The 22,363-nt window shown below is 69.4% G+C and carries 17 protein-coding genes; 16 read left to right on the top strand and 1 reads right to left on the bottom strand.

Translation table 11 applies throughout. The annotated features are described in order from the left end of the window. Window positions 1–7: 7 nt before the first annotated feature. The 15 genes from APR04_RS19360 (at window position 8) to APR04_RS19295 (ending at window position 20,709) form a co-directional block, all read left to right on the top strand. A complete protein-coding gene (locus APR04_RS19360; protein ID WP_253873252.1) occupies window positions 8–2,185 on the top strand; it encodes a GMC oxidoreductase in 2,178 nt (725 codons plus the stop codon). Between the two features lie 251 nt (window positions 2,186–2,436). Continuing rightward, window positions 2,437–3,552, top strand: a complete 1,116-nt coding sequence (locus tag APR04_RS19355; protein WP_253873250.1) for a GDSL-type esterase/lipase family protein — start codon at window positions 2,437–2,439, stop codon at window positions 3,550–3,552. A 214-nt stretch (window positions 3,553–3,766) separates the two neighbouring features. Further along, a complete protein-coding gene (locus APR04_RS19350) occupies window positions 3,767–4,240 on the top strand; it encodes an acyl-CoA thioesterase (RefSeq protein ID WP_253873248.1) in 474 nt (157 codons plus the stop codon). Between the two features lie 721 nt (window positions 4,241–4,961). Continuing rightward, window positions 4,962–5,531, top strand: coding sequence for an anti-sigma factor family protein (locus tag APR04_RS31330; protein WP_372496138.1), 570 nt, complete (start codon window positions 4,962–4,964; stop codon window positions 5,529–5,531). Between the two features lie 572 nt (window positions 5,532–6,103). Then, a complete protein-coding gene (locus tag APR04_RS19345) occupies window positions 6,104–6,814 on the top strand; it encodes a TnsA-like heteromeric transposase endonuclease subunit (protein ID WP_301312716.1) in 711 nt (236 codons plus the stop codon). Beyond that, complete coding sequence (locus APR04_RS19340; RefSeq protein WP_253873243.1) at window positions 6,811–8,961, top strand: TnsB C-terminal domain-containing protein; 2,151 nt, start codon at window positions 6,811–6,813, stop codon at window positions 8,959–8,961. Before APR04_RS19345 ends, APR04_RS19340 begins: the two co-directional genes overlap by 4 nt. Continuing rightward, window positions 8,958–10,133 carry an ATP-binding protein gene (locus APR04_RS19335; RefSeq protein WP_253873242.1) on the top strand — a complete coding sequence of 392 codons (1,176 nt, stop codon included), beginning with the start codon at window positions 8,958–8,960 and terminating at the stop codon, window positions 10,131–10,133. The genes APR04_RS19340 and APR04_RS19335 overlap by 4 nt, the downstream gene beginning before the upstream one ends. Then, window positions 10,133–12,532: a TniQ family protein gene (locus tag APR04_RS19330; RefSeq protein WP_253873240.1), complete on the top strand. Its 2,400-nt coding sequence runs from the start codon at window positions 10,133–10,135 to the stop codon at window positions 12,530–12,532. Before APR04_RS19335 ends, APR04_RS19330 begins: the two co-directional genes overlap by 1 nt. Window positions 12,533–12,569: 37 nt before the next feature. After that, on the top strand, window positions 12,570–14,117 hold the full coding sequence (locus APR04_RS19325; protein ID WP_253873238.1) for a conjugal transfer protein TrbL: 1,548 nt from the start codon (window positions 12,570–12,572) through the stop codon (window positions 14,115–14,117). After that, entirely contained in the window at window positions 14,117–15,562 is a 1,446-nt protein-coding gene (locus tag APR04_RS19320; RefSeq protein ID WP_253873236.1) for an SCO6880 family protein, read from the top strand. Before APR04_RS19325 ends, APR04_RS19320 begins: the two co-directional genes overlap by 1 nt. Before the next feature lie 20 nt (window positions 15,563–15,582). Then, window positions 15,583–16,707, top strand: a complete 1,125-nt coding sequence (locus tag APR04_RS19315; RefSeq protein WP_253873233.1) for a hypothetical protein — start codon at window positions 15,583–15,585, stop codon at window positions 16,705–16,707. A 53-nt stretch (window positions 16,708–16,760) separates the two neighbouring features. After that, window positions 16,761–17,792, top strand: coding sequence for a hypothetical protein (locus tag APR04_RS19310; RefSeq protein ID WP_253873228.1), 1,032 nt, complete (start codon window positions 16,761–16,763; stop codon window positions 17,790–17,792). Between the two features lie 39 nt (window positions 17,793–17,831). Beyond that, window positions 17,832–18,692 carry a hypothetical protein gene (locus APR04_RS19305; RefSeq protein WP_253873225.1) on the top strand — a complete coding sequence of 287 codons (861 nt, stop codon included), beginning with the start codon at window positions 17,832–17,834 and terminating at the stop codon, window positions 18,690–18,692. A 62-nt stretch (window positions 18,693–18,754) separates the two neighbouring features. Then, window positions 18,755–19,228, top strand: coding sequence for a hypothetical protein (locus APR04_RS19300; protein ID WP_253873223.1), 474 nt, complete (start codon window positions 18,755–18,757; stop codon window positions 19,226–19,228). Then, window positions 19,225–20,709, top strand: coding sequence for a putative type IV secretion/conjugal transfer ATPase (locus APR04_RS19295; RefSeq protein ID WP_253873221.1), 1,485 nt, complete (start codon window positions 19,225–19,227; stop codon window positions 20,707–20,709). Before APR04_RS19300 ends, APR04_RS19295 begins: the two co-directional genes overlap by 4 nt. Before the next feature lie 95 nt (window positions 20,710–20,804). Here APR04_RS19295 and APR04_RS19290 read toward each other — a convergent pair whose 3' ends face one another. Beyond that, window positions 20,805–21,191: a hypothetical protein gene (locus APR04_RS19290; RefSeq protein ID WP_253873218.1), complete on the bottom strand. Its 387-nt coding sequence runs from the start codon at window positions 21,189–21,191 to the stop codon at window positions 20,805–20,807. A 180-nt stretch (window positions 21,192–21,371) separates the two neighbouring features. On the opposite strand from APR04_RS19290, the gene APR04_RS19285 reads away from it, so the two are divergent. Next, the gene (locus APR04_RS19285) at window positions 21,372–22,331 is read left to right on the top strand and encodes a class I SAM-dependent methyltransferase (protein ID WP_253873216.1); all 960 of its coding nucleotides are present in this window, start codon (window positions 21,372–21,374) and stop codon (window positions 22,329–22,331) included. Window positions 22,332–22,363 lie beyond the last annotated feature (32 nt).

Here is a 22,363-nt window from a genome sequence, read left to right as displayed (position 1 = left end):
AATGAACATGTCCGACACCGTCCATGCCGACGCCATCGTCGTGGGGAGCGGCTTCGGCGGCGCCGTCGCCGCGGCCCGCCTCGCGCAGGCCGGCTACTCCGTGACCGTCTTGGAGCGTGGCCGCCGCTGGCGCCCTGGCGACTTCCCCCGTGAGCCGGCGCTCGACCAGGGGTGGCTGTGGTCCGTCGATCGCGGCCTGTACGACATCCGCTGGCTCGACGGGATGCTCGCCGTCCAGGCCGCAGGCTGGGGCGGAGGATCGCTCGCGTACGCCAACGTGTTCGCCCGCCCGTTCGACGCCGCACTCAGTGACCGCTGGCCGGCGCACCTGCGGCGGGCTGAGCTCGACCCGTACTACGACCTCGCCGCCCACATGCTCGGCGTCGCGCCCGTCGGCGACGACCCGCGCACCGGTCAAGCCCCCGCACGCACCACGCTCATCGAACAGCTCATGCAGCACACGGACCGCCCGGATGCGATCGAGCGCCCCAACCTCGCGGTCACCTTCGGCGACCCGGACACCTGGCGCCCCAACCGGCACGGCGTGCCCCGGCGCGGCTGTGCCTTCGTCGGCGAGTGCGTCATCGGCTGTAACCACGGCGCGAAGAACTCACTCGACGCCACCTACCTTGCCGCGGCCGAGCGCAACGGCGCCCGCAGCGTCACCGACGCCGAGGTAACCCGCATCCGGCCGTCTGCCGACGGATACCGGGTGACCACGACCACGCCCTCAGACCCCGATGCCCCGCCGAGGACGTGGAGTGCCCGTCGGGTCATCCTCGCCGCGGGCGCCGTCGCCACCACCGAGCTGCTGCTGCGGTCACGGGTCGACCGCACCCTCCCACGCCTGTCGCCGCTGCTCGGCCACGGCTTCTCGGGTAACGGGGACTTCCTCACCCTCGCCGAGCTCCGCCAGCAGCGAGGAGACATGACGACGGGCCCGACGATCACGACCAACACCGTGCTCGACGTACCCGAGGGGCGGGGATCCGTCTGGTACCAGGTGCAAGACGGCGCATTTCCTGCAGTCCTGCACGATCTCTTCGACTCGATGATTCCCGGACAACGGGCACGCAACTGGTGGCGGCGACGGTTCGCCGCACCCGATGCCCGACGTGTCTTCACCGTCCTGGCCATGGGGCACGACTCCGGAGACGGGACCCTCCGGCTCGACCGGTCCGGCAACCTCGTGCTCTCCTGGCGAAACCGCTGGCAGACCCACCTCTACCGATCGCAGCGCCGCGTCGGGCCGCTGCTCGCTCGCCTCCTCGACGCGCGCCTCTACCACCCGATCACCTGGTCCGTGCTCCGTCGCACGACCACCGTCCACCCCCTCGGTGGCGTGCGCTCCGGACACGACGCTACCTCGGGTGTCGTGGACGACATCGGCGAGGTGCACGGTCACCCCGGCATCTTCGTCGTCGACGGCTCCACCTTGCCCGCCTCCACCGGCGTCAACCCATCCGCGACGATCCTCGCCGCTGCCGAGAGGTCGATCGAGGCGATCATCCGCCGAGACGGGTGCCCTCAGTGGCGTGCCCCGGAATGGCCTGACGTCGTACCGGCTACTGTGCCCGAGGACACCGCATCGAGCTTCGCGGCGGACCTCAACACCGCCACCAGCGGCGGCGGCATCGCATTCGACGAGCGCATGGTGTCGAACGATCGTGACGGGTCGCGCATCGACCTGCACCTCACCGTCGAGCAGGGCAGCATCGACCAGTTCCTCGCCGACCCGGACCACGCGCTCTCGGTACGGGGCACCGTCGACGTCTCCGAGGTCGCGACGTCAGCCGTCACGTCGGGCACGCTCGCGCTCTTCGCCGACCGGTCCACGGAGGCGATGCGCTACGAGCTCTGCTTCGACGCAGACTCCGGTCAGCCGTGGCGGCTCACCGGGACCAAGACCATCAAAGGTCGGGCGCCGTGGCGGCCCCTGGTCGACCTGACACGGCTGCACGCCATCGCCCACCCTGTCGACGACCCGACCGCCATGGTCGATGCGATCCTCGTCATCACTCCGCGGGGCCTGGCGAGCCTCCTCGGCACCGTGCGCGGCACCGGATTCACCCGGGCACGCAGGATCCGTACCGCAGCGCGTTTCGCGACGTTCTTCGCCCGCTCGGCCGTGGGGCGGACCTGGGGTCCGAGGTCGTCGAACCGCTCGGCGCAGCACGATTCATGACCAGACCGTCCGCCGTCGCGCGAGTGCCACGACAGACGCGCATCAGCATCTCGACCTCTCGGCCCGTTGATCCGAAGGAACTCATGTCGCCACTCCATCCCCCGCACGTCGCGGCTGCCCCTGGTTCGCCGACCGTTACCGACGGCGACCCCGACGGGCGGAGGTGGGTCGCGGCGTGGGCCGCGCCGCCCAGCGGTGTAGGCCTCGCGCAGGGCCTACTGGGACGACCGGTCCTGGCACAGACCCTGCGTATGGTCGTCCGCCCGCTGATCTCAGGTGATGCCGTCCGCATCCGTCTGAACAATGCCTACGGCTCGGGTGGTCCCGTTCGCATCGAGCACGCCACCGTCGCCCACCGTGGTGACGGCGCGGCAGTCGCGCCCGGCACGCTGCGCGACCTGACGTTCGGGGGCGAACCGTCTGTCAGTCTCGCCACGGGTGCCTTCGTCGAGAGCGATGCCGTGCGGCTGGACGTGCAACGCGGCCAGGACCTCCTGGTGAGCCTCCACGTGCTTGGCGGTGTTGTCCGGCCTACCCAGCACTTCATCACCAACCAGACCAGCTACGTCTCCGTGACAGGCCGTGGTGACCAGGCCGCGGACCGATCGGGTCGCCGCTTCCACCGCGCCCGCTCACCATTCGGTTATTCGACGGGTTGGTACTTCCTGCACGCCGTCGATGTTCGCGCCGAGCAGCGCTCGGCCGTCGTGGTGGCGTTCGGTGACTCGATCACCGACGGATATCAGGGCCGGGTCCGGGGACCGATGGAAAGCCGGATGGCGCTGGACCAGAACGCCCGTTATCCCGACTTCCTGGCGCAACGCTTGGCACGGCTGGAACCGGAGCGTTCGATCGGCGTCGTCAATGTTGGCATCTCCGGCAACCAGGTGCTCAGCCGTTCCTCGCGACTTCTTCCGTTCGGCGATTCGGCGCTGAGCCGCTTCGAGCGCGACGCACTCACGCAGCCGGGCGTCACCGACGTCATCATTCTCGAGGGCATCAACGATCTTGCGGTACACGCCGACCTCACCGCCGAAGACCTCATCGAGGGCCTCGCCACGCTCGCCCAACGCGCCCGACAAGCAGGCCTCAGAGCCCACCTGGGCACGCTCACGCCGACCGCCGGCAGCGCGCGTGCCCCGGTAACGGAGAACCGGCGTGTCGCGGTCAATACCTGGATCCGCGAGCAAGACCTCACCGATTCGGTCATCGACTTCGACGGGGCGCTACGAGACCCGCTAGCGCCCACCCGGCTGTCCGCTCCGTTCGACTCGGGCGACCATCTCCACCCGAGCAGCGCCGGATACCGCGCGATGGCCGCGGCCGTCCACCTACCCGCCCTGGCCCAGCACGACGAATCTCTTTGATCACGCTTGATCTTCGATTCGCGATAGTGACCGCTCACACCCGCGCCCACGCCCGCAGCACCGCCCGATCGCGGGCCATCAGCGCCGCAGCACCAATGCGGCCTCTGTTAGAAGGAGAGAAGCAATGAGCAGGATGTTTCAGTTCGCATGGGCCGCGCTGGTACCGAGCCGGCCAGAATCCGCAAGAACATTCCTAGAGCCGGCGACGACCAGGATGCGAGTACTACCGCAGGACCTCGACTTCATGATGGTGGTCAACAACGGCTCGTACCAGCAGATCATGGACGTCGCCGGGTACCGGCAGATGGGGAAGAACGGCGGTCTGCGCCTGGCGACCAAGCAGTCGTGGATCGGGGTCGTGGCCGCTTCCACGATCCGCTTTCGCCGGTCATTGCGCCTGTGGGACCGGTTCGAGGACACCTCGCGCGTGCTCGGGTGGGACGACCGCGTCTTCTACATCGAGCACCGGATCACCCGGCGCGGTGAGCTGTACACCCGCGGCGTGATCTGCCTGCGGTTCCTGCACCGGCGCAGCCGAGAACGTATCAGCCCGCACGAGATCGTGCGGTTGCTGGCGCAGCAGCAAGGGCACGCCGTTCCGCAGAGCCCTGAGCTACCTTTGGACATCGCGGAGTGGGCCGCGACCCTGAACCACGACGTCACGGCGAACGAGTCAGTGGTCGACTAACGTCCGCCACAGCCCTTTCCCGCTCCGGGTTCGATGGAGACATCGACCCGGGGCGGCAGACAGGCGCTTGGGAGCCATCAGGCGACTCCGCCTCGTTTCAGCCGCTCGTCGGCACGGTGTCGCCGGGACTGCTCAGTGCCGAGATTCCGTTGGCCGACGGAAAAACGGCGCACCGGTAGCGATCATGATTGCCGCAGCGGCCACGGCCTGACGCCCGTGTTCTGCCAGGTCGAGTCCATCAGCTGCTTATGTCGCGAGCTCAGCAGACCGCCGCGTGGCATCACGGCGGGCACAGCGGCCCGATGCGGTCGGGCCTCATCACAACTGGAGGTTGGCTATGGAGGTCAGTTCGGGGAGCGTTTGGAGCCGAGTTTGAGGAGCACCCTCATCTCGGCAGATCGTGTGGTGCTGAGTTACGGGAGCACCCCGACGCAGAACTGTCCCGTCGGTCGCTTCCGGAGCCCACCAGGTCGCCCGGAGTCGTTGTCAAGGCTGCGGCGAAGCCGCACCCCGCAGGGGCGTGGGCCTTGACGGCGGCGAGGACGGCCGACACTCGGCGTAGGCGGCTGGCTGGGCCCGCCGACAGCGAGACAGCGCTCCCCGAATTCATCTCCATTTCGATCCGAGCCGGAGCCCAAGTGCTCCCGAAACAGGGCTCCAAACGTTCCCCGTTCTCACCTCCGTAGCCAGGAGGTTCCGCGACACCTAATATCAGACGAAAATGGGCGGGCGCAGTTATATCGGACACAATCCGCAGACAGGGCAGGTTCGCGTGACGACCCCAGATGAACTGCCGATCGACGCCCCCCGATCCTCTCCCGGGCACACCACCGTTCATGGTGTCCCCGGGATCTGGGACGCCGCCAGCCCTACGAGACCCGACTTGTCCACCGCGTGCCAGGTGAGCGTTTCCATACTGCGCTCGGCGCTGTCCGAAGCCACCGACCCCACCGCGATCCACTCGTCCGCGTCACCTCTCGGTGGTCGCATCCCTCCCCGCCGTGTCAAAGCACCTGCGTGCCGCTCGACTCGCGCCTCGATCCACGACTACCTCGACGGACGCCTCCGGCCCACACGTAGACACGCCGTCGAGGACCACATCGCCAGCTGCACCGAGTGCACCCGCGCTTTCACCGACGTACGCGAAGCCTCCTGGACACGTCGACACCTCAACCAGCGGCTCGCTACCAGCGGCCTCGCGGGCGGCCGACACCGCCGCACCATCCGTGGTGGCTCCACAAGCCCTGAACGTCTCGGGCGGGATCGAGATGTTCCGGGCAGCGAACGCTGATCCCCGGTAGTACCAGCGCTATACCGCGACCCGGCGAACCACGTCGAGACGTGCCGCAGCGAAGTCCGGCAACTCTTCTGCGGTGAAGGGACTCCGCCCACATCTTCGCGCCGGTGACAACCTCAGACCGTGGCGCCCGCGCCTTCCCGCTCATTCCCTGGCACACGAGTCACGCGCTCGCGTCGCCGCGCGCGTTGCGCCGCTCGACTCCGGCGGCCAATCCTGTGCGCCTAAGCCCCAGTCCTCGGGTCACCCTCGGCGGAGAATCTCGCCCTCCTCCTGAGCTGGGCAGCCAGTACAGATCCTGCCGACATGCAGCAGCCATGTATCGCGGTGAACGGCGTGGACCTGCCTCTCGCTGAGCTGCAGTTCTCTCCGCAACCGCGGACAAGGCGGGAGCCCCTGTAGGTTCACCGCCGAATTCCTCAAGCATGCATAAGCGCGTCAATGTGCCGGAATCGCAGGGTTGCCAGCTCTTCTGTCGACTTCCGCGTGGCGATCGGCACTGTCTGTACCAGTTTGGGTAGGTTGCGTTTCCGCCGTCCGGGCGGTCTCCCGACGAAGGGCTCGAAATGGGTACCGGTACTTCGGTCAGCTTCAGGGACTTGGCGGGCAGGCAGTCGACGGCGGATCTCGCGAACGTCTCGGCGGGGACCTTGGCTGGAGGTTCGCCGTGGCGGATGTTCAGGTGGCGGCGCGGCCAGGCGCACTACTCGGGGTGGTACTGGTCGGCCACGACCGGCGCGCATGTCGTCTACGAGAGCCGGTTGGAGCTAGCGCGCCTGTTACTGGGCGACTTCGATCCCCGGGTCACAGTGATCGCGGCGCAGCCGTTCTGCGTGAGCGCGGAGGTCGAGGGCGTGCGCCGTCGGCACGTGCCGGACTTCTTGCTGCTGGGCGGCGACGGCGTGGTCACGGTGGTCAACGTCAAGCCGCCCGACCAGCTCGCCAGACCGAAGGTAGCCGCGGCGCTGGCGTGGGCCGGGGACGTGTTCGCCGGGAAGGGCTGGCGGCACGAGGTGTGGTCAGGGGCGCCACCGGCAGTGCTGTTGAACGTCCGGTTCCTGGCTGCCTACCGGTATCCGGATCGTGTCGATCCAGCGACGGTGTCGTGGCTGGAGGAGCAGGCCGTGACGAGCGCGCGGCTCGGCGACCTCGAGAACGCCGGTGGGCCGCTTCCGGCCGATGTACGCGCTGCGGCGCTGCACCTGGTCTGGCGGGGCGTGTTCCGCGTCGATCTGACCACGCCACTGTCAACGGCCACGCTGCTGGAACGGCCATGAGCGTGGGAGGGCCGCGGGCCGCGACGATCACGATCGGGTCCCGGCTGACCAGCGGTGGTGAGAAGCTCACGGTGCTGGGGATAGAGGCCGAGCGGCTGCGTCTTCGCGGTCCAGATGGCCGGACAGTTCTGATGCACACCGCGACACTGCTGGCCGATCAGTCGACCATGATCGAGGACGCTGGCGCGACGCCGATCGAGGCGTTGGGGCCGGTGCTGGAGAACCTGACCGCAGCACAGCAGACGCAGATGGAGGGGCGGCTGGCCCAGGTCCGTGAGCTGCTCACCGGCTACGCGTCGGGCTCTGCGGAGTCCGCGGTCGAGGGTGAACCGCGCGAGCAGTTCGACCCGGGATTGCCACTGGCCGACCGGTACGCGGCGAAGGCGACCGAACTGGGCGTGTCCGTGCGCACCCTGGAGCGGTGGGTGGTGGCGTTCAACGAGGCCGGTCCGGCGGGTCTTCTCGACCGGCGGAGCCTGCGGGTGAGCGATCCGCTTCGTGGTGTGGACGAACGCTGGTTGGCGATGTGCCGGACGGTGCTTGCCGAGCACACCGACGCGGCCCGGCCCACCCAGAACCTCGTCCTGGCGCGGGTGGCAGCGCGCCTGGCCGCCGAGCACGGTGCCGGTGTGGTGCCCGAGCCCGGGCGGCGCAAGGCCCACAAAGTGCTGGGCGAGATCGCCCGGGGCACGAACGCGTTCACCGGCAGCACGAAGGGGAAACGGTCGATCGCGGCCCGTCCGGGTGGCGTCTACGGGCGCTTACGTCCGACCCGACCGGGCGAGTACCTGCTGCTGGACACCACGCCACTGGACGTGTTCGCGATGGAGCCCGTGACGCTGCGCTGGGTGCGGGTCGAGCTGACGATCGCGATGGATCTGTACTCCCGGTCGATCACGGGGCTGCGGTTGTCGCCGTCGTCGACGAAGTCGGTGGATGCCGCGCTGGTGCTGTTCGAGTCGTTGCGCCCCGACTCCCGGGCGCGCACCGGCGGCGGCCTGCTGCCCTATGCAGGCCTGCCCGACCTGGTCGTCGTCCCGACCACGGACGATGCCGCGGACAGTGGCGACGACACCAACGACACAGACACCGGTGCCGGCGGGTTGGTGGGGGTCGCAGCGGAGACCGTCGTGATCGACCACGGCAGGGTTTATCTGTCGAATCATCTGCTGGGGGTATGCGCGCGACTGGGGATCTCGGTGCAGCCGGCGCGCCCGCTGACCCCGACGGACAAGGCCGCGGTCGAGCGGTTCTTCCGGACGGTGCGCGAACAGCTGCTGGAGGCGCTGCCCGGCTACACCGGCCCGGACGTGTACTCCCGCGGCGCCGATCCGGAAGGCTGCACCTACTTCTTCATCGACGAGCTGGAGTCGATCCTGCGCGAATGGGTCGCCGGGACCTACCACCAGCGCCCGCACAGCGGGCTGGCCGACCCGCACGTGCCCGGCCTGGACCTGTCCCCGGCCGAGATGTTCGACCACGGCACCACCCGCACCGGCACGCTGCGAGTCCCCGCCCGGACGGACCTGGTGTTCGATTTCCTGCCTGTGGCCTGGCGCACGATCCAGCACTACGGGATCGAGGTGGGCGGCTTGCGTTACAACGGGCCCGCGTTGACCCCCTACCGCAACCGCATCAGCGGGTTCACCGGCCCGCACACCGGGAAGTGGCCGGTGCGCTACGACACCGACGACGTCTCACGAATCTACTTCCAGGACCCGGCGGACCACACCTGGCACACCCTGATCTGGGAGCATCACACCGAGGATGCCGCACCGTTCTCGGCCGAGGCACTGGCCTACGCCCGCCGGCTCGCGCTGTCCTCGGGCCGGCACGTGGACAGCCGGATGGCGCTGGCCGAGCTGCTGGAGCGGTGGGACGCAGGGCTGGTCAGGCATCCGACCGAGCGGCGCATGGCGGTCCGCGCGAGCCAGCAGCGCCAGGCCCGTCTGGCCGCGACGGGACCCGATCCGCAGGTCGCCAACCTGCCCGCGCTCCGCATGATCACCAATCCCGGCCCTGACCCCGACACTGAGGTCATCGGGTCGGCACAGCCTGTGAGCGGCGCGGGCGACGACGACACCGACGACGAGCTGGACGTCGGCGATGAGGAGTTCTACGCCGACGCGTTCGAGATGCTCACGTGAGTCGCGCCGGCGCACCCGAACCCGAACGCGAGACCGCGGAACCGGAGCGGGACTGGGATCTGTCGACCAAGGACGGCTGGCTCGCCATGGTGAATACGGCGCCACGAGCCAGGCCACCGGTTCGTCTGGTCGAGGAGATGGGCGCGATGAGCGCGCTCGAGCTGCGGCGGCACAACCACGCTCGCACGGTCTGGCATGCGAACCTCGGCCCGATCCGCACCCCGGCACTGGACGCAGTGTTCGACGGGCTGGACGAGATCGTGGGCTCCAACCTGCAGGACGGCGACAAGGTCAAGCCAGCTGCGGTGCTGGACGCGCTTCCCGGTCTGGGCAAGACGACCGCCGCGGTCGCGTTCGCCAGGGGGTTCCACCGCGACCAGATCGACCTGCACGGGGCCCGCGCCCGCGTCACAGACGGGTCGTGGCAGCGGGTCCCGGTCGCCTACCTACCGCTGACGTCGAACACGACGATGCGGTCCCTGAACTCGATGCTCTGCCGGTTCTACGGGCTGCCCAGCGCACACCGCGGCACCGCCGCGCACCTCGCGCACCGAGCCGCTGAGGCCATCGCGGCCTGCAAGACCGGACTGATCGTCGTGGACGACGTGCACTTCCTGGACATGAACCGCCGCGACGGACGCGAGGTCGCCAACCACTTCAAGTGGCTGGCTAATACCTTCCCCGTCACGTTCGTGTTCGTCGGCGTCGGGCTACGCGCCCGCGGCCTGCTGGAGGAGGGCCTGACCGGCGCGGACGCCGCGTTCTCCCAGACCGCGCGCCGCTGGACCGTGCTGGACCTGGACACGTTCGAGATCAGCACCGAACAAGGGCGGCGCACCTGGCGGCAGCTGCTGCTGGCGATCGAGCACAACCTCGTCCTGGCCCACGCCCACCGCGGCATGCTCAGCCAGGACCTGTCGGACTACTTGTTCGCACGCAGCAGCGGGCACTTCGCCTCGCTCATGTCGTTGATCGGCCGCGGCTGCTACCGGGCGATCAAGACCGGCTCCGAAACGCTTACGGTCGACCTGCTGGACGCCGTGCGCATCGACCAGGCCGCGGAGACCGCCCGAAAACACCTCGCCGCCGCGATCGACGCCGGGCTGCTGACCGCCCGGTCCTCGCCGCCGCAGACCCCGACCCCGCAGCCCGCACGACAACCCGTCCTGTGATGAGGGCCGGGCCCCTGCCGTTCACTCTGGACCCACTGCCCGGAGAGGCACTCGAGACGTGGCTGCACACCTACGCCGCCCGCCTGGGCGTCCCCACCCTCCGGCTGATCCAGGACCTGAGTCTGCCGGACCCACACGGAGAGCTACAGCGCGGACGCTGGCGACGCCCCGACCCGACCGACCACACCATCGCCGCGCTCGGCGCAGCCACCGGGCTGACGACCGAGGCCGTGCGCGGCATGTTCGACGCCGAAAGTCACGTGCCGCAGCACACCGCCTTCACTGCGTGGGCGCCCCGCCTGGCGAGCCGGTTCTGCCCAGCGTGCCTGGCAGACGGGCACTGGTCACCGAACTGGCGGCTGCGGCTGCAGTTCTTCTGCCACAACCACGACGTCTTGCTGGCCGACCGGTGTCCTGGCTGCGGGCAGCCGCCGTCGGCCCCACCGATCCGGCCAGACCTGTGGCCCGGCAACACGTCCCTGCTCGCCGGGCTGTCGGTGACCGGCACCAGCTGCGGGTGCGGGCACGACCTGGCGGCGACCGATCCGCCCAGCTGCAGCGACCCGGACATCGCGGCGACGGCGCAAGGATTCGTCGATGATCTCCTGACCGGGATCCGCGGCTCTGACCGGACGCCAGCCGCGCGGCAGGACGCATTGGACGCACTGAGCGATCTCAGCTTGATCGCCGCCCACATCGCCGCCGACCTGGCAGGCAAGACCGGTAAGCAGCAGGTCGTGGTGACCGCGCCGATGCTGCGCGCCGACACCCTCACCCCCGCGGCCACCATCCTGGACCACCACGACGCGACGGCCGACCCGCTCATCGACCTCGTCGCGGCCCGCGCTCCGAGCCGCCTGGTCCACAAAGCGGTCCCGCATACCTGGGCCTCCGGCAGCCCGACGTTGCGCACCCGTATCGCCTACGGCCGCTCCAGATCCATGACAGCGATCGACCAGCTCCGCCACGCCATCACCCTGCCTGCCCCCAAGCTGCTGCCGCACCGAGCCGCCGACCGGGTCGACCCCGCCATCGAGCGAGCGGCACGACTACCGGACCAGATCTGGGTGAACTGGGCGGTCCGGCTCGGGCAAGGCACCACACGACAAGCCACGACCTTCGGCCCCGCGGCGCTGGTCGCGCTACTGCTCCCACACAGCGATCTACAGCTCAAGCCTCAGATCATTGCGCTGGTCAACCCTGCGATCGACGCGGCCACCGTAGCCCACCACATGGTCCGCCTTCTTAACCTGCCCACCGGCACCACGGCACTGCGGATCCTGACCGAGCTCGCGTTCGCCATCGACGACCACGACACCCCGATCGACTACACCCGGCGCCGCCGACTGGCCACAGGCGCCGAGCTGATCGACGACGAGACCTGGAACAGCATCGCCCACCCCCGGCTCGGCCGCGGGCAGCTGACCGTCAACGCTCGCCGCTACCTCTACGAGCTACTCACCGGCGGAAGCCTCTACATCGCACCGCCCCCGCACCGGCTCACACGCCGGGGCGCCATACGAGACCAGTACCGAACCTTCGTCGCGCTCATGACCACCGACGTCCGCGACGCACTGCATGCCCACGCCCGCCGGCTCCTGGACTCCGCCCGGATCACCGGTGAGCCCCTCGCCTGGGAACCACCGACGAGCTGGGCTACCACCAGGAACTGGCCCGGCACCGACCCCGACCAGACCGACCCGGCCGCGATCCACGACGCCATCCTCGAGCGCCGCCTGCCCGTACAGGCAGTTGCGGCCGACCTCGGCTTCTCGATCGAGCACGTGCGCGCAGTCCTGCGCCGTCATCCGCTGCCCCGACCCCCGCACCCGATACCCGCCCAGCACACCATCCTCCCGTCCACACCGAGCGCCATCAGCGTGACCACCACCGGTGCAGACAAGAAGACGTTCCACGTCGACCCCGACTGGCTCCGCGAGGAATACCTCACCTGGTGGCGCGGCCTGCCCGACATCGCCGACGAGATCGGCTGCAGCCTGTTCACGCTCCGAGCCTTCGCGCACACCCACGACATCCCGATCCGCACGAGAACCGACTCACACAGCAACATCGACCGGGACGCTACAGGCGGTCGCCACCCCTCACAGTTCCCGCAGCCGCTACGCGACGCACTGCGCGGCACGAGCACCCGGCAACGCCTCGAACGCTTCGTCACTCTCGCCCACCAGCCCAGCATCAACCAGGCCGCCCAGGCCCTCGGCTGCAACCCAGCGAACCTGCACGCCCAACTGGCCACCCTCGAACACGTCGTCGGGGTACCGCTCATCCACCGGTACCCCGGAGCACGCCCCGTCGGACCGCTCACACCTCTCGGACAGGACCTGTGCCACCAAGCCCAGGAACACCTCGGGATCTCACCGATCCTGCCGACCACGTGAGAAGAACCGCCCATGTTCGAGGGAACGGACAACTTCGATGCACGCTCTGCTGCACCAGGCCTACCAGAACTGGGCCACCAGCGGCCTACCGGCCAGCTCCTGGGTGACAACTACACCGCCCAAGGGACAACTCGACGGACTCCCTACAAGCCCGATGGGACTGTGCTCCAACCCGGTCACCGCCGGCGTGTGCCAGCAAGCCGCCGAAGAGGCCACCACTCAGATCGGCGCCGTCTTCGTCGACCTGCTCACCACCCTCGCGGACGGCGTGGGCGCCCTGACCTCGTTCCTGCTCGTCCAGCTGTGGAATCTGATGGCCACCACGACCCTCGTGGACGTCACCCGCGGTGAGTTCACGGGCGTCTACAACCTCGTGTTCGGTGTCGCGGTTTTCCTCATGCTGGGTCTTTTCCTGCTGCAGCTGATCACCGGGATGCTGCGCCGCGAGCCCGGTGCGCTGGTCCGTGCTGTGTTCGGGCTGGCCAAGAGCGTGTTGGGTTCGTTCGTCGTGGTCACGCTGACGGCGACGTTGCTGGAGATCACCGACCAGGTCTGCCTCGGGATCGTCCGCGCGTCCGGCACGACGATGGAGGCGATGGGCGCCCAGCTGCTCACAGTCGGTGTCGCGGCCACCGCAGGATCGGCCCTGGCGCCCCTGCCCGGGGCGCTGCTGTCGTTGTTCCTCGCCGCCCTGTCTGCTGCGGCCGTCCTGATCGTGTGGTTCTCGCTGCTGGTGCGCAAGGCGCTGTTGCTGGTTGCGATCGCGCTCGCGCCTCTGGCGCTGGCGGGGGCGTCGTGGGACGCGACCCGCGGGTGGGTCTCCAAATGGGCGCAGTTCGTTGTGGCGCTGATCGTTTCCAAGTTGGTCTTGGTCGTCGTCTTTCTCTTGGCCGTGTCCTTCACCGGGACGCCGGTTGCGGCGGACCTGGCGACGTGGTCGGAGAAGCTCGCCGGCGTGACCCTGCTCTTGGTGGCTGGGTTCGCGCCCTACATGACCTATAAGGCCGTCGCGTTCATGGGCATCGACATGTACCACGCGATGTCCGTGGAGCAGGAGGCAAAGTCGGCGCTCAACCGGCCCATGCCGATGACCGCAGGAAGCGCTGCGGCGGGCGGCTTCTTGGGCCGCAAGGCCAAGACGGTGCTGGGCGCCGACGGCCGGCCGGGCGGGCAAGGTGGCGGTCAGGGCGGTGGCGCTGCGGGTGCAGGGTCCGGTGGGCCAGCGGCTAGTGGCTCGAGCGGTGGTTCGGCTGCTGGGGCCGCGGCTCCGAAGGTGGTCTCGGCTGGTGCAGGTGCCTCCGGTGGGTCGGCCGCCGCAGGTGCGGCGGGTGCAGGGGCCGCAGCTGGGGTGGCTGCTCCGCTGGTGATCGGTGCGCAGCTGGCCAAGGCCGCAGTGTCCGCTGGGCCCAAGGCGGGTACAGCTGTAGCGGGTGCCGCCGGGCAGCAGACCGACGCCGCGGCATCGTCCGGCGCGGCAGGTTCCCAGGGTGGTGCCGCCCAGGCTCGTCCGCCGGCCAGCGCCGGTCCGCCGGCCGCGCCACCGGTGCGTGAGGTGCCGTCCGTGCTCAGCAAGGGGCAGAAGTGATGACCGCCCCGGCAACGTCGTCGGACAGTGCGCTGAGGGCGGTGAAGTTCTCCCGGCTGGCGAGGCATGCGTTGTTGCTCGGTCTGACCGCGGCGCAGCTCGCAGCGATCACGGCCGGTGTGCTGCCGTTGATCGTGGCCCTCTACGTCGGAGGGACCACGATCGTGCTCGCGGTGCCGTTCACAGTGGTCGGGGTGGTGGTCGCTGTCGTGCCGGTGGGCGGACGTGCCGTGGTCGACTGGCTGCCGATCGGCGTCGCGTGGGCGTGGCGGTCGACGACCGGGCAGCTCATTTTCCGGGTGCGGGTCGATCAGCCGCGTCCGGCCGGGACGCTCGCACTGCCCGGTCGGGCCGCGTCCTTGCGGCAGTATGTCGATCCGGTTACTGATGCGGCGCTGGTCCACGACCCGTACGCGAGCACGCTGACCGTGACCATCCCGGTGACGTCGTCCGGCTTCGAGCTCCTCGACCCGGCCGACCAGGCCCGCCGTGTGGCCGGGTGGGGGCGTGTTCTGGCCACGGTGTGCCGATCCGGGCGCATCAAGGCGGTGCAGGTCACCCAGCGGACCCTGCCCGGGTCCGGGGCCGGTTTGGTCGAGTGGTGGCACGCTCACCAGGCGGGGGGCCACGAGTTCGCCTCCCGGATCTACGGGGAGCTGATCGAGCGGGCCGGGCCGACGGCCGAACGCCATCAGACCACGATCAGCCTCGCGCTCGACATGCAGGCCGCGGGCCGTGCGGTGCGGGCCGCGGGGGGCGGCTTGGCTGGAGCGGCTGCCGTGCTGCGGCAAGAGGCCGAGACGCTGACGACCGCGCTGCGCTCGGCGGACCTGACACCGTCTGCCCCGTTCGGTACAGGTGAGTTGGCCGTGTGGCTGCGCACCGCCTACGACCCGCCGGCCGCACCGGTCCTGGAGCAGCACCGAACCGCAGGCAGAGATCTGGCCACGGCGGGTCCGGTGGCGGTGACCGAGTCGTGGGGCACATTGCGGTCGGACTCGTCCTGGCACGCGGTGCTGTGGATCTCCCAGTGGCCGCAGAGTGCTGTCCACCCCGGGTTCCTCGCACCGCTGCTGCTCACCTCGGGCGTGCAGCGCACCATGACCCTCCGGTATGAGCCGCTGCGGGCCGACGCAGCAGCCCGCGACCTACGGCGCAAGAAGACAGGCCACATCACGGAGGCCGCTCAACGTGCTCGCGTGGGCCAGATCGAGGATGTCACGCAGGTCGCCGAGTACGACGACGTCCTGACCCAGGAAGCAGAGCTCGCCGCCGGACACGGTGTCCTGCGCGCCACCGGCCTGGTCACGGTCAGCGCCCCTGATCTGGACACGCTCGAGCACGACGTCGCTGCTGTCGAGCAGGCCGCGATCCAGGCCGGGTGCGAGACCCGCCGCCTGTGGGGACAGCAGTCACTGGCCCTCGCCCGAACCCTCACCGCCTAATCCACGTAGGGAGAACTGTGATGTCGGAGCAGCCGACCGGGAACCACCCCGTACCCACCCACCCCAACCCCGACGCGGACAACGCTGCGCGCGTGCCCGGGCCGATCGATATTGCCGGGACACTGGAGTCCCCAGCCCAAGAAGCGTTGAACGCCTTCCACGCGCGATGGCAGCTCTACGCCCGGAGCGAGGACTTTGAGCTCCGGGACCCGGAGGCCAGCCCGGACGTGGCCTCGATCGGGATCGCCCGCCGCGAAGCGGCGAGCTCCCAGGTGGTGCGCGTGTCCGCCCAGGAACACACCACGTGGATCCGGTTATCGGTTTCCAAAAGCAAGCGCCCCGCGGACATGACCGCTGCGGCACGAGTGCTGCGGATCTCCCTCGACGAGACCAGCGATGTTCTGCTGGCGGCCTCAACTGCGCTGCGTCACATGCGGACTGTCGCGCGCTTGGCCACCGACCTGTACAGCGCGCGCAGCAACGCCGACGCCCTGGAGCGGACCCTCGACCTGGAGGCCCACACCGCGGGACTCGACGCCGCCGTTCTGAAAGATCCCAGGGCTCAACGCAGCCATGTCGGGGTGTGGGAAGACACCCGAGACCGCTTCAACGCTGAGCATGGGCCGGCGACCGTAGTTGCAACAGGAAGCCGGGCAAGGAGCGACCTGATCTGGCGGTTCGGGGACCTGGTCAAGGAGCAGGATGCCCTGTGGACGGCCCCGATCAAGACGTGGCTCTGGTCCGGCAGCACACCAGAGCGCCCCGGCAACATCGTCCAGATGCTGGCCCTGCTTCCGCGCGCGGCGAGCAACGTCGCCGCACGCATCGCGCGCATCCGACAGCTCGAACAGGACCTGCACGTGGTGGAGGAGTGCCAACGGATCATCGCTGGGCTCGAGGACGCTCACGAACGCCTAGCCAATGCCGAGGCACTGCACTCGGCCCGTCTCGAGGAACGGCGGCTGGTCGATGCCGTCCTCGCCGCCGTCAAGGACGCGGCCACTCCCGTCGAAAGACCGACCTCGGCGGCTCCGTACACCGGGCGTCCGGCGCCCCAGACCTCTCGGACGCTGGAGCCGCCCACGACCCCAGGGCCGGGCCACGCCCGTGGCCCGGCCGGACCACCCAGCCTGTGGCCCGTGTAGTCCCGAATCTCTGACCTGCCGCGCGTCCGGGCGCATCCAGACACCTGATGGCCATGGACACACCACGTACGACACCGCCTGGCACGGTTGAGGCCGCCGACACGATCGGGACCCCGTTCGAAGAGGCAGTCAACGCCTTCGACGCCCGGTGGGACCTGATCGCCCCGAGGGACGACATCGAGCTGTGGGGGCCAGCAGGACCCGGTGCGGCGTCGATCGGTATCGCACTGCGCTGGGCCAAAGAAGAGTCGGTCGTGGACATCGCCGTCGACGGCGGCCGGGTCCGGTTCTCGGCAGCAGCGACCCAGGCACCGCTCGATCTCGCGGCCGTGTCGAGGGTGCTGCAGCTACCGGCCTTCGAGGTCCGCCACGTGCTCCACGCCGCGGTCGAGGCACTGCACTACGCACGTGAGGCCTACCGTCTGGTCGATGAACTCGACCATGCCATGGCAGCGGTTGAGTTCCGGGAACGGGAACTGGATCGCGCCGCCCATGCGGGAGGGCACGACGCCGCATGGTTGAAGGACCCGCAAGCCCAGCACGCGCGCACGGTCGAGCTGGAGGCGCAGCGGGACCGGTTCGCGGCCGAGCACGGCCTGGGCGGGCTGACCGCCTCGGGGCTCGACGATGACTACGGACTGGCCCAGGACATCATGCTGCTCACCGATGAGCGCGACGAACTGGCTGCCGGAGGACTGACTGGCTGGTTGGACCTGACCCCCGTGACCACGTTGTACCGGATCGCGGCCGGCGTCGTGACATACCTCCGGCACACCAGGCAGGTCGGCCAGGCCCTCGAGGTCGCCCGTGAACGTCGGCGGATCGCGGGTGGGCTCTACGTCGCCTGCGAGTCTCTGGCCGACGCCGAGGAACTGCAGTCCGCCCGCGACCTGGTCACCAGTCTGCGGGACGAGGTCGCCGCGAACCTGCGCTCAGCGTCCACACCGAGCGAACGACCGCCGGTACCGACCCCGTACATGGCACAACCAGCGCCGGCCGCCCCGCGCACGCTCGAGGAGCCCACCGCCCCGGATCAGCCAAGTCCCGGCAGGCCGCGACCTGTGCCGGGCTCGCCCCGCTTGTGACCCGGTCCACGACCGACGGTACTGGTGCACCTGACCGTCATGGACACACCACGGCCGACCGCCCTGACCCGGACCTGCGGCTCGCTGACGATCACGGTCCGGTACGACGGCGCTGCGCACACCAGGCCTTTCGGGCTCCGCCACCGGTGGACCTACCGGATCGAGGACGCAGCACAACCAGAGCGGACACCCGCCGAAGGCGTCGACCTGTATCCCGCACGCCAGAGCCCAGCCAACGCACGCGAAGCTCTCCGCTCACTCCTTGCGCTCCTGACCATCGCTGGGCGCGGCTATGCCGACCAGCTACAGAACCCCGGCTCGGCGTCGGCCGGCCTGGTCAGGTTCGCCGCCTGGGTACCCGAAGCCGCGCATCACAACACCAACGAGCTGGCGGCTCTCGCCATCGAGCTCGCGTCCACGGAGCACGGCCCGGAGCACGCCACCGTGCCTGCCCGGAACGCCGCCTCCACCGACCACGCACCTTCCGGCGAGGCGTCATGGCCGCCGGGCCGCTGGTACAGCGTCGTCTTCCTGCAGGGCGAGGAAGGCTACGACGTCGTCGATCTGATCGACGCGCAAGGGCCGAATGCTGGGATCGAGCACCTCTCCGCCTGGGATTACGGGTCCGAGACACGGGACACGGCCCTGTTCCACGACCACACCCACACCACGCTCCCCACCGAGCCGGGCGGCCATTGCCTCGAGTCCGGGCCGTACGCCCTGGTCTGGCACACGGGTCTCGGGCACGTGAGCCTGCTGCGGCAGTTCGAACCGGACCACGAACCGCCGATCTGGTGGCTCGACCGCGCTGACCTGCTCACCGCGGAAACGCCCGCGAGCCCCGATCCTGCACCAACCGTCGGGCACGCCCCGGACAAGGCCTACGGGCCGTCGCTGTAGCCATTCCAGACGGTGCCGCGTCCATCCCCGTCACCAAACCCCGTTGTCTGAGGAGGACCTCCATGGCGACCGACAGCGACCCGAGGGCGCTGGACGACGGCGCGCAGGCCGTTCGGGCCCTCCACGCCCTGATCGAGTCCACCCAGCAGCTCGAGCCTGCCGACAGCTACTACGCCATCCGGGATCTCCTGGCATGCGTCCGGCACCTTTCTCAGATCGCCCAGCACGTCGCCACAGCCCACCGCAACAACGCAGATCGCGCCGTCCCAATCGACGAATTTGCCTCCGGACTCGGCCTCACGGGTGCCGTGGGCGACCAGCTGGACGGGTGCCGCCAGCACCTGGAGGGCGCGCGCACCACTCTGCAGAACGCGGCCGACAGGTCCAGCCGGATTCACTGGCTCACGCCTCCGCGCCCTACCCCCGCTGAGCCCGAGCTCCGCGAGCCCTCCCTCGGTGACAACCTGCCACAGCCCATCGCCGCGCCGCCCGGGCCCGTGCGACGCGACGCACCCTCGCGAGGGCCGCAGTTGTGACCCGCGAACAAGAGCAGGTCCATGTCGCCACGCTCACGACCCCGCAGCGCGAGAGCTGGGCGGACCGCCGCGAGCGGCGTCGAGCGCTCCGCACCTTGCAGGCCCGCGCCGCAGCACCGCACACCCCTGGCGACGCACCCTCGCGAGCTCCCACACGCAATGCCACGACCCGGTACCTGCCGCGTTCGGGCGAACCGGGTCCTGCCGCACTGCGTTCGCCGGTCGGGCTGCGTGTCCCACGCCATCAGGACACCAGCGCCACCTGGGGCAGCGCGTACCCGTTCCTGGCCGACGCTGGTCCGGATGCCGGCGGGGTGTTCGTCGGTCAGATGCTGCCGTCGGGCAGCTCGTTCGTGTACGACCCGTGGGAGCTGTACGCCCGCGGCCACATCACGGCCCCGAACGTCCTGATTGCGGGGATTCTCGGTGTTGGCAAGTCTGCGCTGGCCAAGTCGCTCTATCTGCGGAGCCTGGCTTTCGGACGCCGGGTCTACGTGCCTTGCGACCCCAAGGGCGAACACAGTGTGGTCGCCGAAGCGGTCGGTGGTCGGGCCATCGCCCTGGGTCCTGGTATGTCTGCCCGGCTCAACCCGTTGGACGAGGGATACCGCCCCGCGTCTGTGCCCGACGACGTCTGGGCGGGCCAGGTTCAGACCCGGCGCCGTACCTTGCTCGGGGCGCTGGCAGAGACCGTGCTCGACCGGCCGCTGTCGCCCGTGGAGCACACCGCGATCGACGTCGCTCTGGCCGCGGCCGACCGCGTCGCGGGTGGCGCCCCGGTCCTGCCTCAGGTCGTCGATCACCTGCTGGCCCCGCACCGCGACGACGACCCGGACGGCAGGCTGGTCGAAGACGGCCGGTCGGTCGCCCACGCTGTGCGACGTCTGGTCGCCGGCGATTTGAGCGGGATGTTTGACGGCCCCAGCACCGTGAGGTTCGACCCGTCGCTGCCGATGCTCTCCTTGGACCTGTCCCGTGTCGGCGAGAGCTCCACCGCCATGAGCGTCCTGATGACGTGCAGCTCCGCGTGGATGGAAGCCGCGCTGTCCGACCCCGACGGTGGACAGCGATGGGTCGTGTACGACGAGGCGTGGAGGCTCATGAGCCAACCTGCCCTGCTGCGTCGGATGGATGCTCAGTGGCGGTTGGCGCGCTACTACGGCATCGCGAACCTTTTCGTCGTCCACAAGCTCTCCGACCTGGACAACGTCGGCGACTCGGGTTCCGCAGCCCGTGCCATCGCGACCTCCTTGCTCGCTTTGGCCGAGACTCGGATCATCTACCGGCAGGAAACCGACCAGCTCGGCGCGACCGCGGCGGCCCTCGGCCTGACCGCAACCGAGCGCGCCCGGCTCCCGATGCTCGGCCTCGGCCAGGCCCTGTGGCGCATCCGCGAACGCGCTGTCCTCGTGCAACATCAACTGCACGACGTCGAAGCACGGCTCTACGACAGCACTCAGCGAATGCGCGCCAAAACCTAGAAGTTCGCGCTGATTTTGAAGGTTTCGCGGGAACTTCAAGATCCACCTGCTTTTCAGATTACCTGGGGGCAGATGTTCCGGGAACATCCTGATGCTCATCTGCGAGACCGGATGCGTCGTCGAGGTCGGCGCGTGTCAGAACCGACCGGACGGTCACATCGACGCCGGTCAGAGGGCTGGACGATCAACATGAGGGCCAAGGGGTTGACGGCCTCCACCGCATATCGGGTAGCGCGTGCCACACCGGCGAGCGGGGCCAGGACATACGGCGCCCAGGTCAACGCGATGGCCTGGTCCAGCGTCCACACAGTCAGCGCCACCAGAGCCCGGTAGGCCTCCCACGCGGTGGACGCGAGCGGGTCCACCACACCGGACGAGAAGCCACCGCTGGTGGTGTCCAGGTCAAGATCCCAGATCGAGGTACCCGAGGTGTCGGCCACATCCACCTGCCCGGGCGACGGCACGCTCGAAACTGCGCTCATGGATCACCCCCTGCGACGCCAGAGCCAGGAACGTCGGGGCGTACACCGGGCCACTGACGTTGACGGTGACTAGGCCGCCCGGGTGTCGCGTGTTCGGCGGTCATCTCGGGCCTGACAGACCACCTCCCTGGCAGTCGGCCGCACACCAGGTGCGCGCCAGGTTCGAGAAGGACGAGTCGGATGCCCACTGAACATGAGCTGGACCTGATCGACGCCGCGGCCATGGAGTCTCACGACGCGCTCGATACCCGTCCAGCGCACCAGATGCTGACCAGGCAGATCTGGACCGCCTTGCGCGGACTGGGCCTCACGCACGGCTCGGTGACCTGTATCGGGATGGACGCCGCGACGTTCACCGGCCACGCCACGCCTGAGGAGTACGGCGAGGCCGGGTCCTACGCGGAGTGGACAGGTCCCATCCGCCCCGCCGGCGACATCTACGACGCCGTGCTGACGCCGCAGTTCGACACCGACCCGCCCCTGGACGTCATCATCGCCAACCTGCCCTATGCCGACCTGCACTTCCGCAGCTCGCACGCCAGACGCGTCCTCCAGGTCCACCAGGAGCTGCTGTTCGCCGCCGCGGAGCGTACTGCCGCAGGTGGGTTCCTCGTCGCCCTGGCCACCCGGCACCTCATGGACCACGAGAATCCAATGTTCCGCCGGGCCATCGACCAGGAACTGGACCTGCTGGGCGCCGTACGGCTGCCCGGGACCATCTACCACCCCACGCTCACCCACGAGCAGACCTCGCCCACCGATCTGCTCGTGCTGCGCCGTCGCCTCGACGGAGAGCCGAACCGGTCGGTTCCCTGGGTCGACAGCGGCCGGGGCGTCTTCCCCAGCGGCCAGGCCAGCATCAACACCTACTTTACGAACTACCCGCACCACGTCGTCGGGCGGATCGACTTCGTCGAGGACTGCGACCACCGAACGCCGCGAATGACCGTTGTAGCTCCGGACCGCGAGCTGGAACCTGCCTTGCGACTCAGCCTGCGGCAGATCGCGCAGGAAGGCCGCGCCAACGGACTCACCGCAGCGTCGCTGTCACCTTCTGCTGAGGCTGGGCGGTCCGCTCGCACCTCGGCGCCAAGTCGTCGCGACCGCGCTTTCCCCACGAGCAACACCCCGGGCGTCTGAAGACCGGGCCGCTACGTCGTGCGGGAAGGGGT

Origin of the sequence: Promicromonospora umidemergens (assembly GCF_024171995.1) — a bacterium.
In the GTDB taxonomy this organism is placed as follows: Bacteria; Actinomycetota; Actinomycetes; order Actinomycetales; family Cellulomonadaceae; genus Promicromonospora; species Promicromonospora umidemergens.
This window is presented reverse-complemented; position numbering and strand designations above follow the sequence as displayed.

Bases quoted from the DNA above. Each gene is read 5' to 3' on its own strand.
- APR04_RS19330 (WP_253873240.1), top strand. From the start codon at position 10,133: ATGAGGGCCGGGCCCCTGCCGTTCACTCTGGACCCACTGCCCGGAGAG.
- APR04_RS31330 (WP_372496138.1), top strand. From the start codon at position 4,962: ATGGGCGGGCGCAGTTATATCGGACACAATCCGCAGACAGGGCAGGTT.
- APR04_RS19305 (WP_253873225.1), top strand. From the start codon at position 17,832: ATGGACACACCACGGCCGACCGCCCTGACCCGGACCTGCGGCTCGCTG.
- APR04_RS19340 (WP_253873243.1), top strand. From the start codon at position 6,811: ATGAGCGTGGGAGGGCCGCGGGCCGCGACGATCACGATCGGGTCCCGG.
- APR04_RS19310 (WP_253873228.1), top strand. From the start codon at position 16,761: ATGGACACACCACGTACGACACCGCCTGGCACGGTTGAGGCCGCCGAC.
- APR04_RS19360 (WP_253873252.1), top strand. From the start codon at position 8: ATGTCCGACACCGTCCATGCCGACGCCATCGTCGTGGGGAGCGGCTTC.
- APR04_RS19300 (WP_253873223.1), top strand. From the start codon at position 18,755: ATGGCGACCGACAGCGACCCGAGGGCGCTGGACGACGGCGCGCAGGCC.
- APR04_RS19350 (WP_253873248.1), top strand. From the start codon at position 3,767: ATGCGAGTACTACCGCAGGACCTCGACTTCATGATGGTGGTCAACAAC.
- APR04_RS19325 (WP_253873238.1), top strand. From the start codon at position 12,570: ATGCACGCTCTGCTGCACCAGGCCTACCAGAACTGGGCCACCAGCGGC.
- APR04_RS19355 (WP_253873250.1), top strand. From the start codon at position 2,437: ATGGTCGTCCGCCCGCTGATCTCAGGTGATGCCGTCCGCATCCGTCTG.
- APR04_RS19320 (WP_253873236.1), top strand. From the start codon at position 14,117: ATGACCGCCCCGGCAACGTCGTCGGACAGTGCGCTGAGGGCGGTGAAG.
- APR04_RS19345 (WP_301312716.1), top strand. From the start codon at position 6,104: ATGGGTACCGGTACTTCGGTCAGCTTCAGGGACTTGGCGGGCAGGCAG.
- APR04_RS19290 (WP_253873218.1), bottom strand. From the start codon at position 21,191: ATGAGCGCAGTTTCGAGCGTGCCGTCGCCCGGGCAGGTGGATGTGGCC.
- APR04_RS19285 (WP_253873216.1), top strand. From the start codon at position 21,372: ATGCCCACTGAACATGAGCTGGACCTGATCGACGCCGCGGCCATGGAG.
- APR04_RS19315 (WP_253873233.1), top strand. From the start codon at position 15,583: ATGTCGGAGCAGCCGACCGGGAACCACCCCGTACCCACCCACCCCAAC.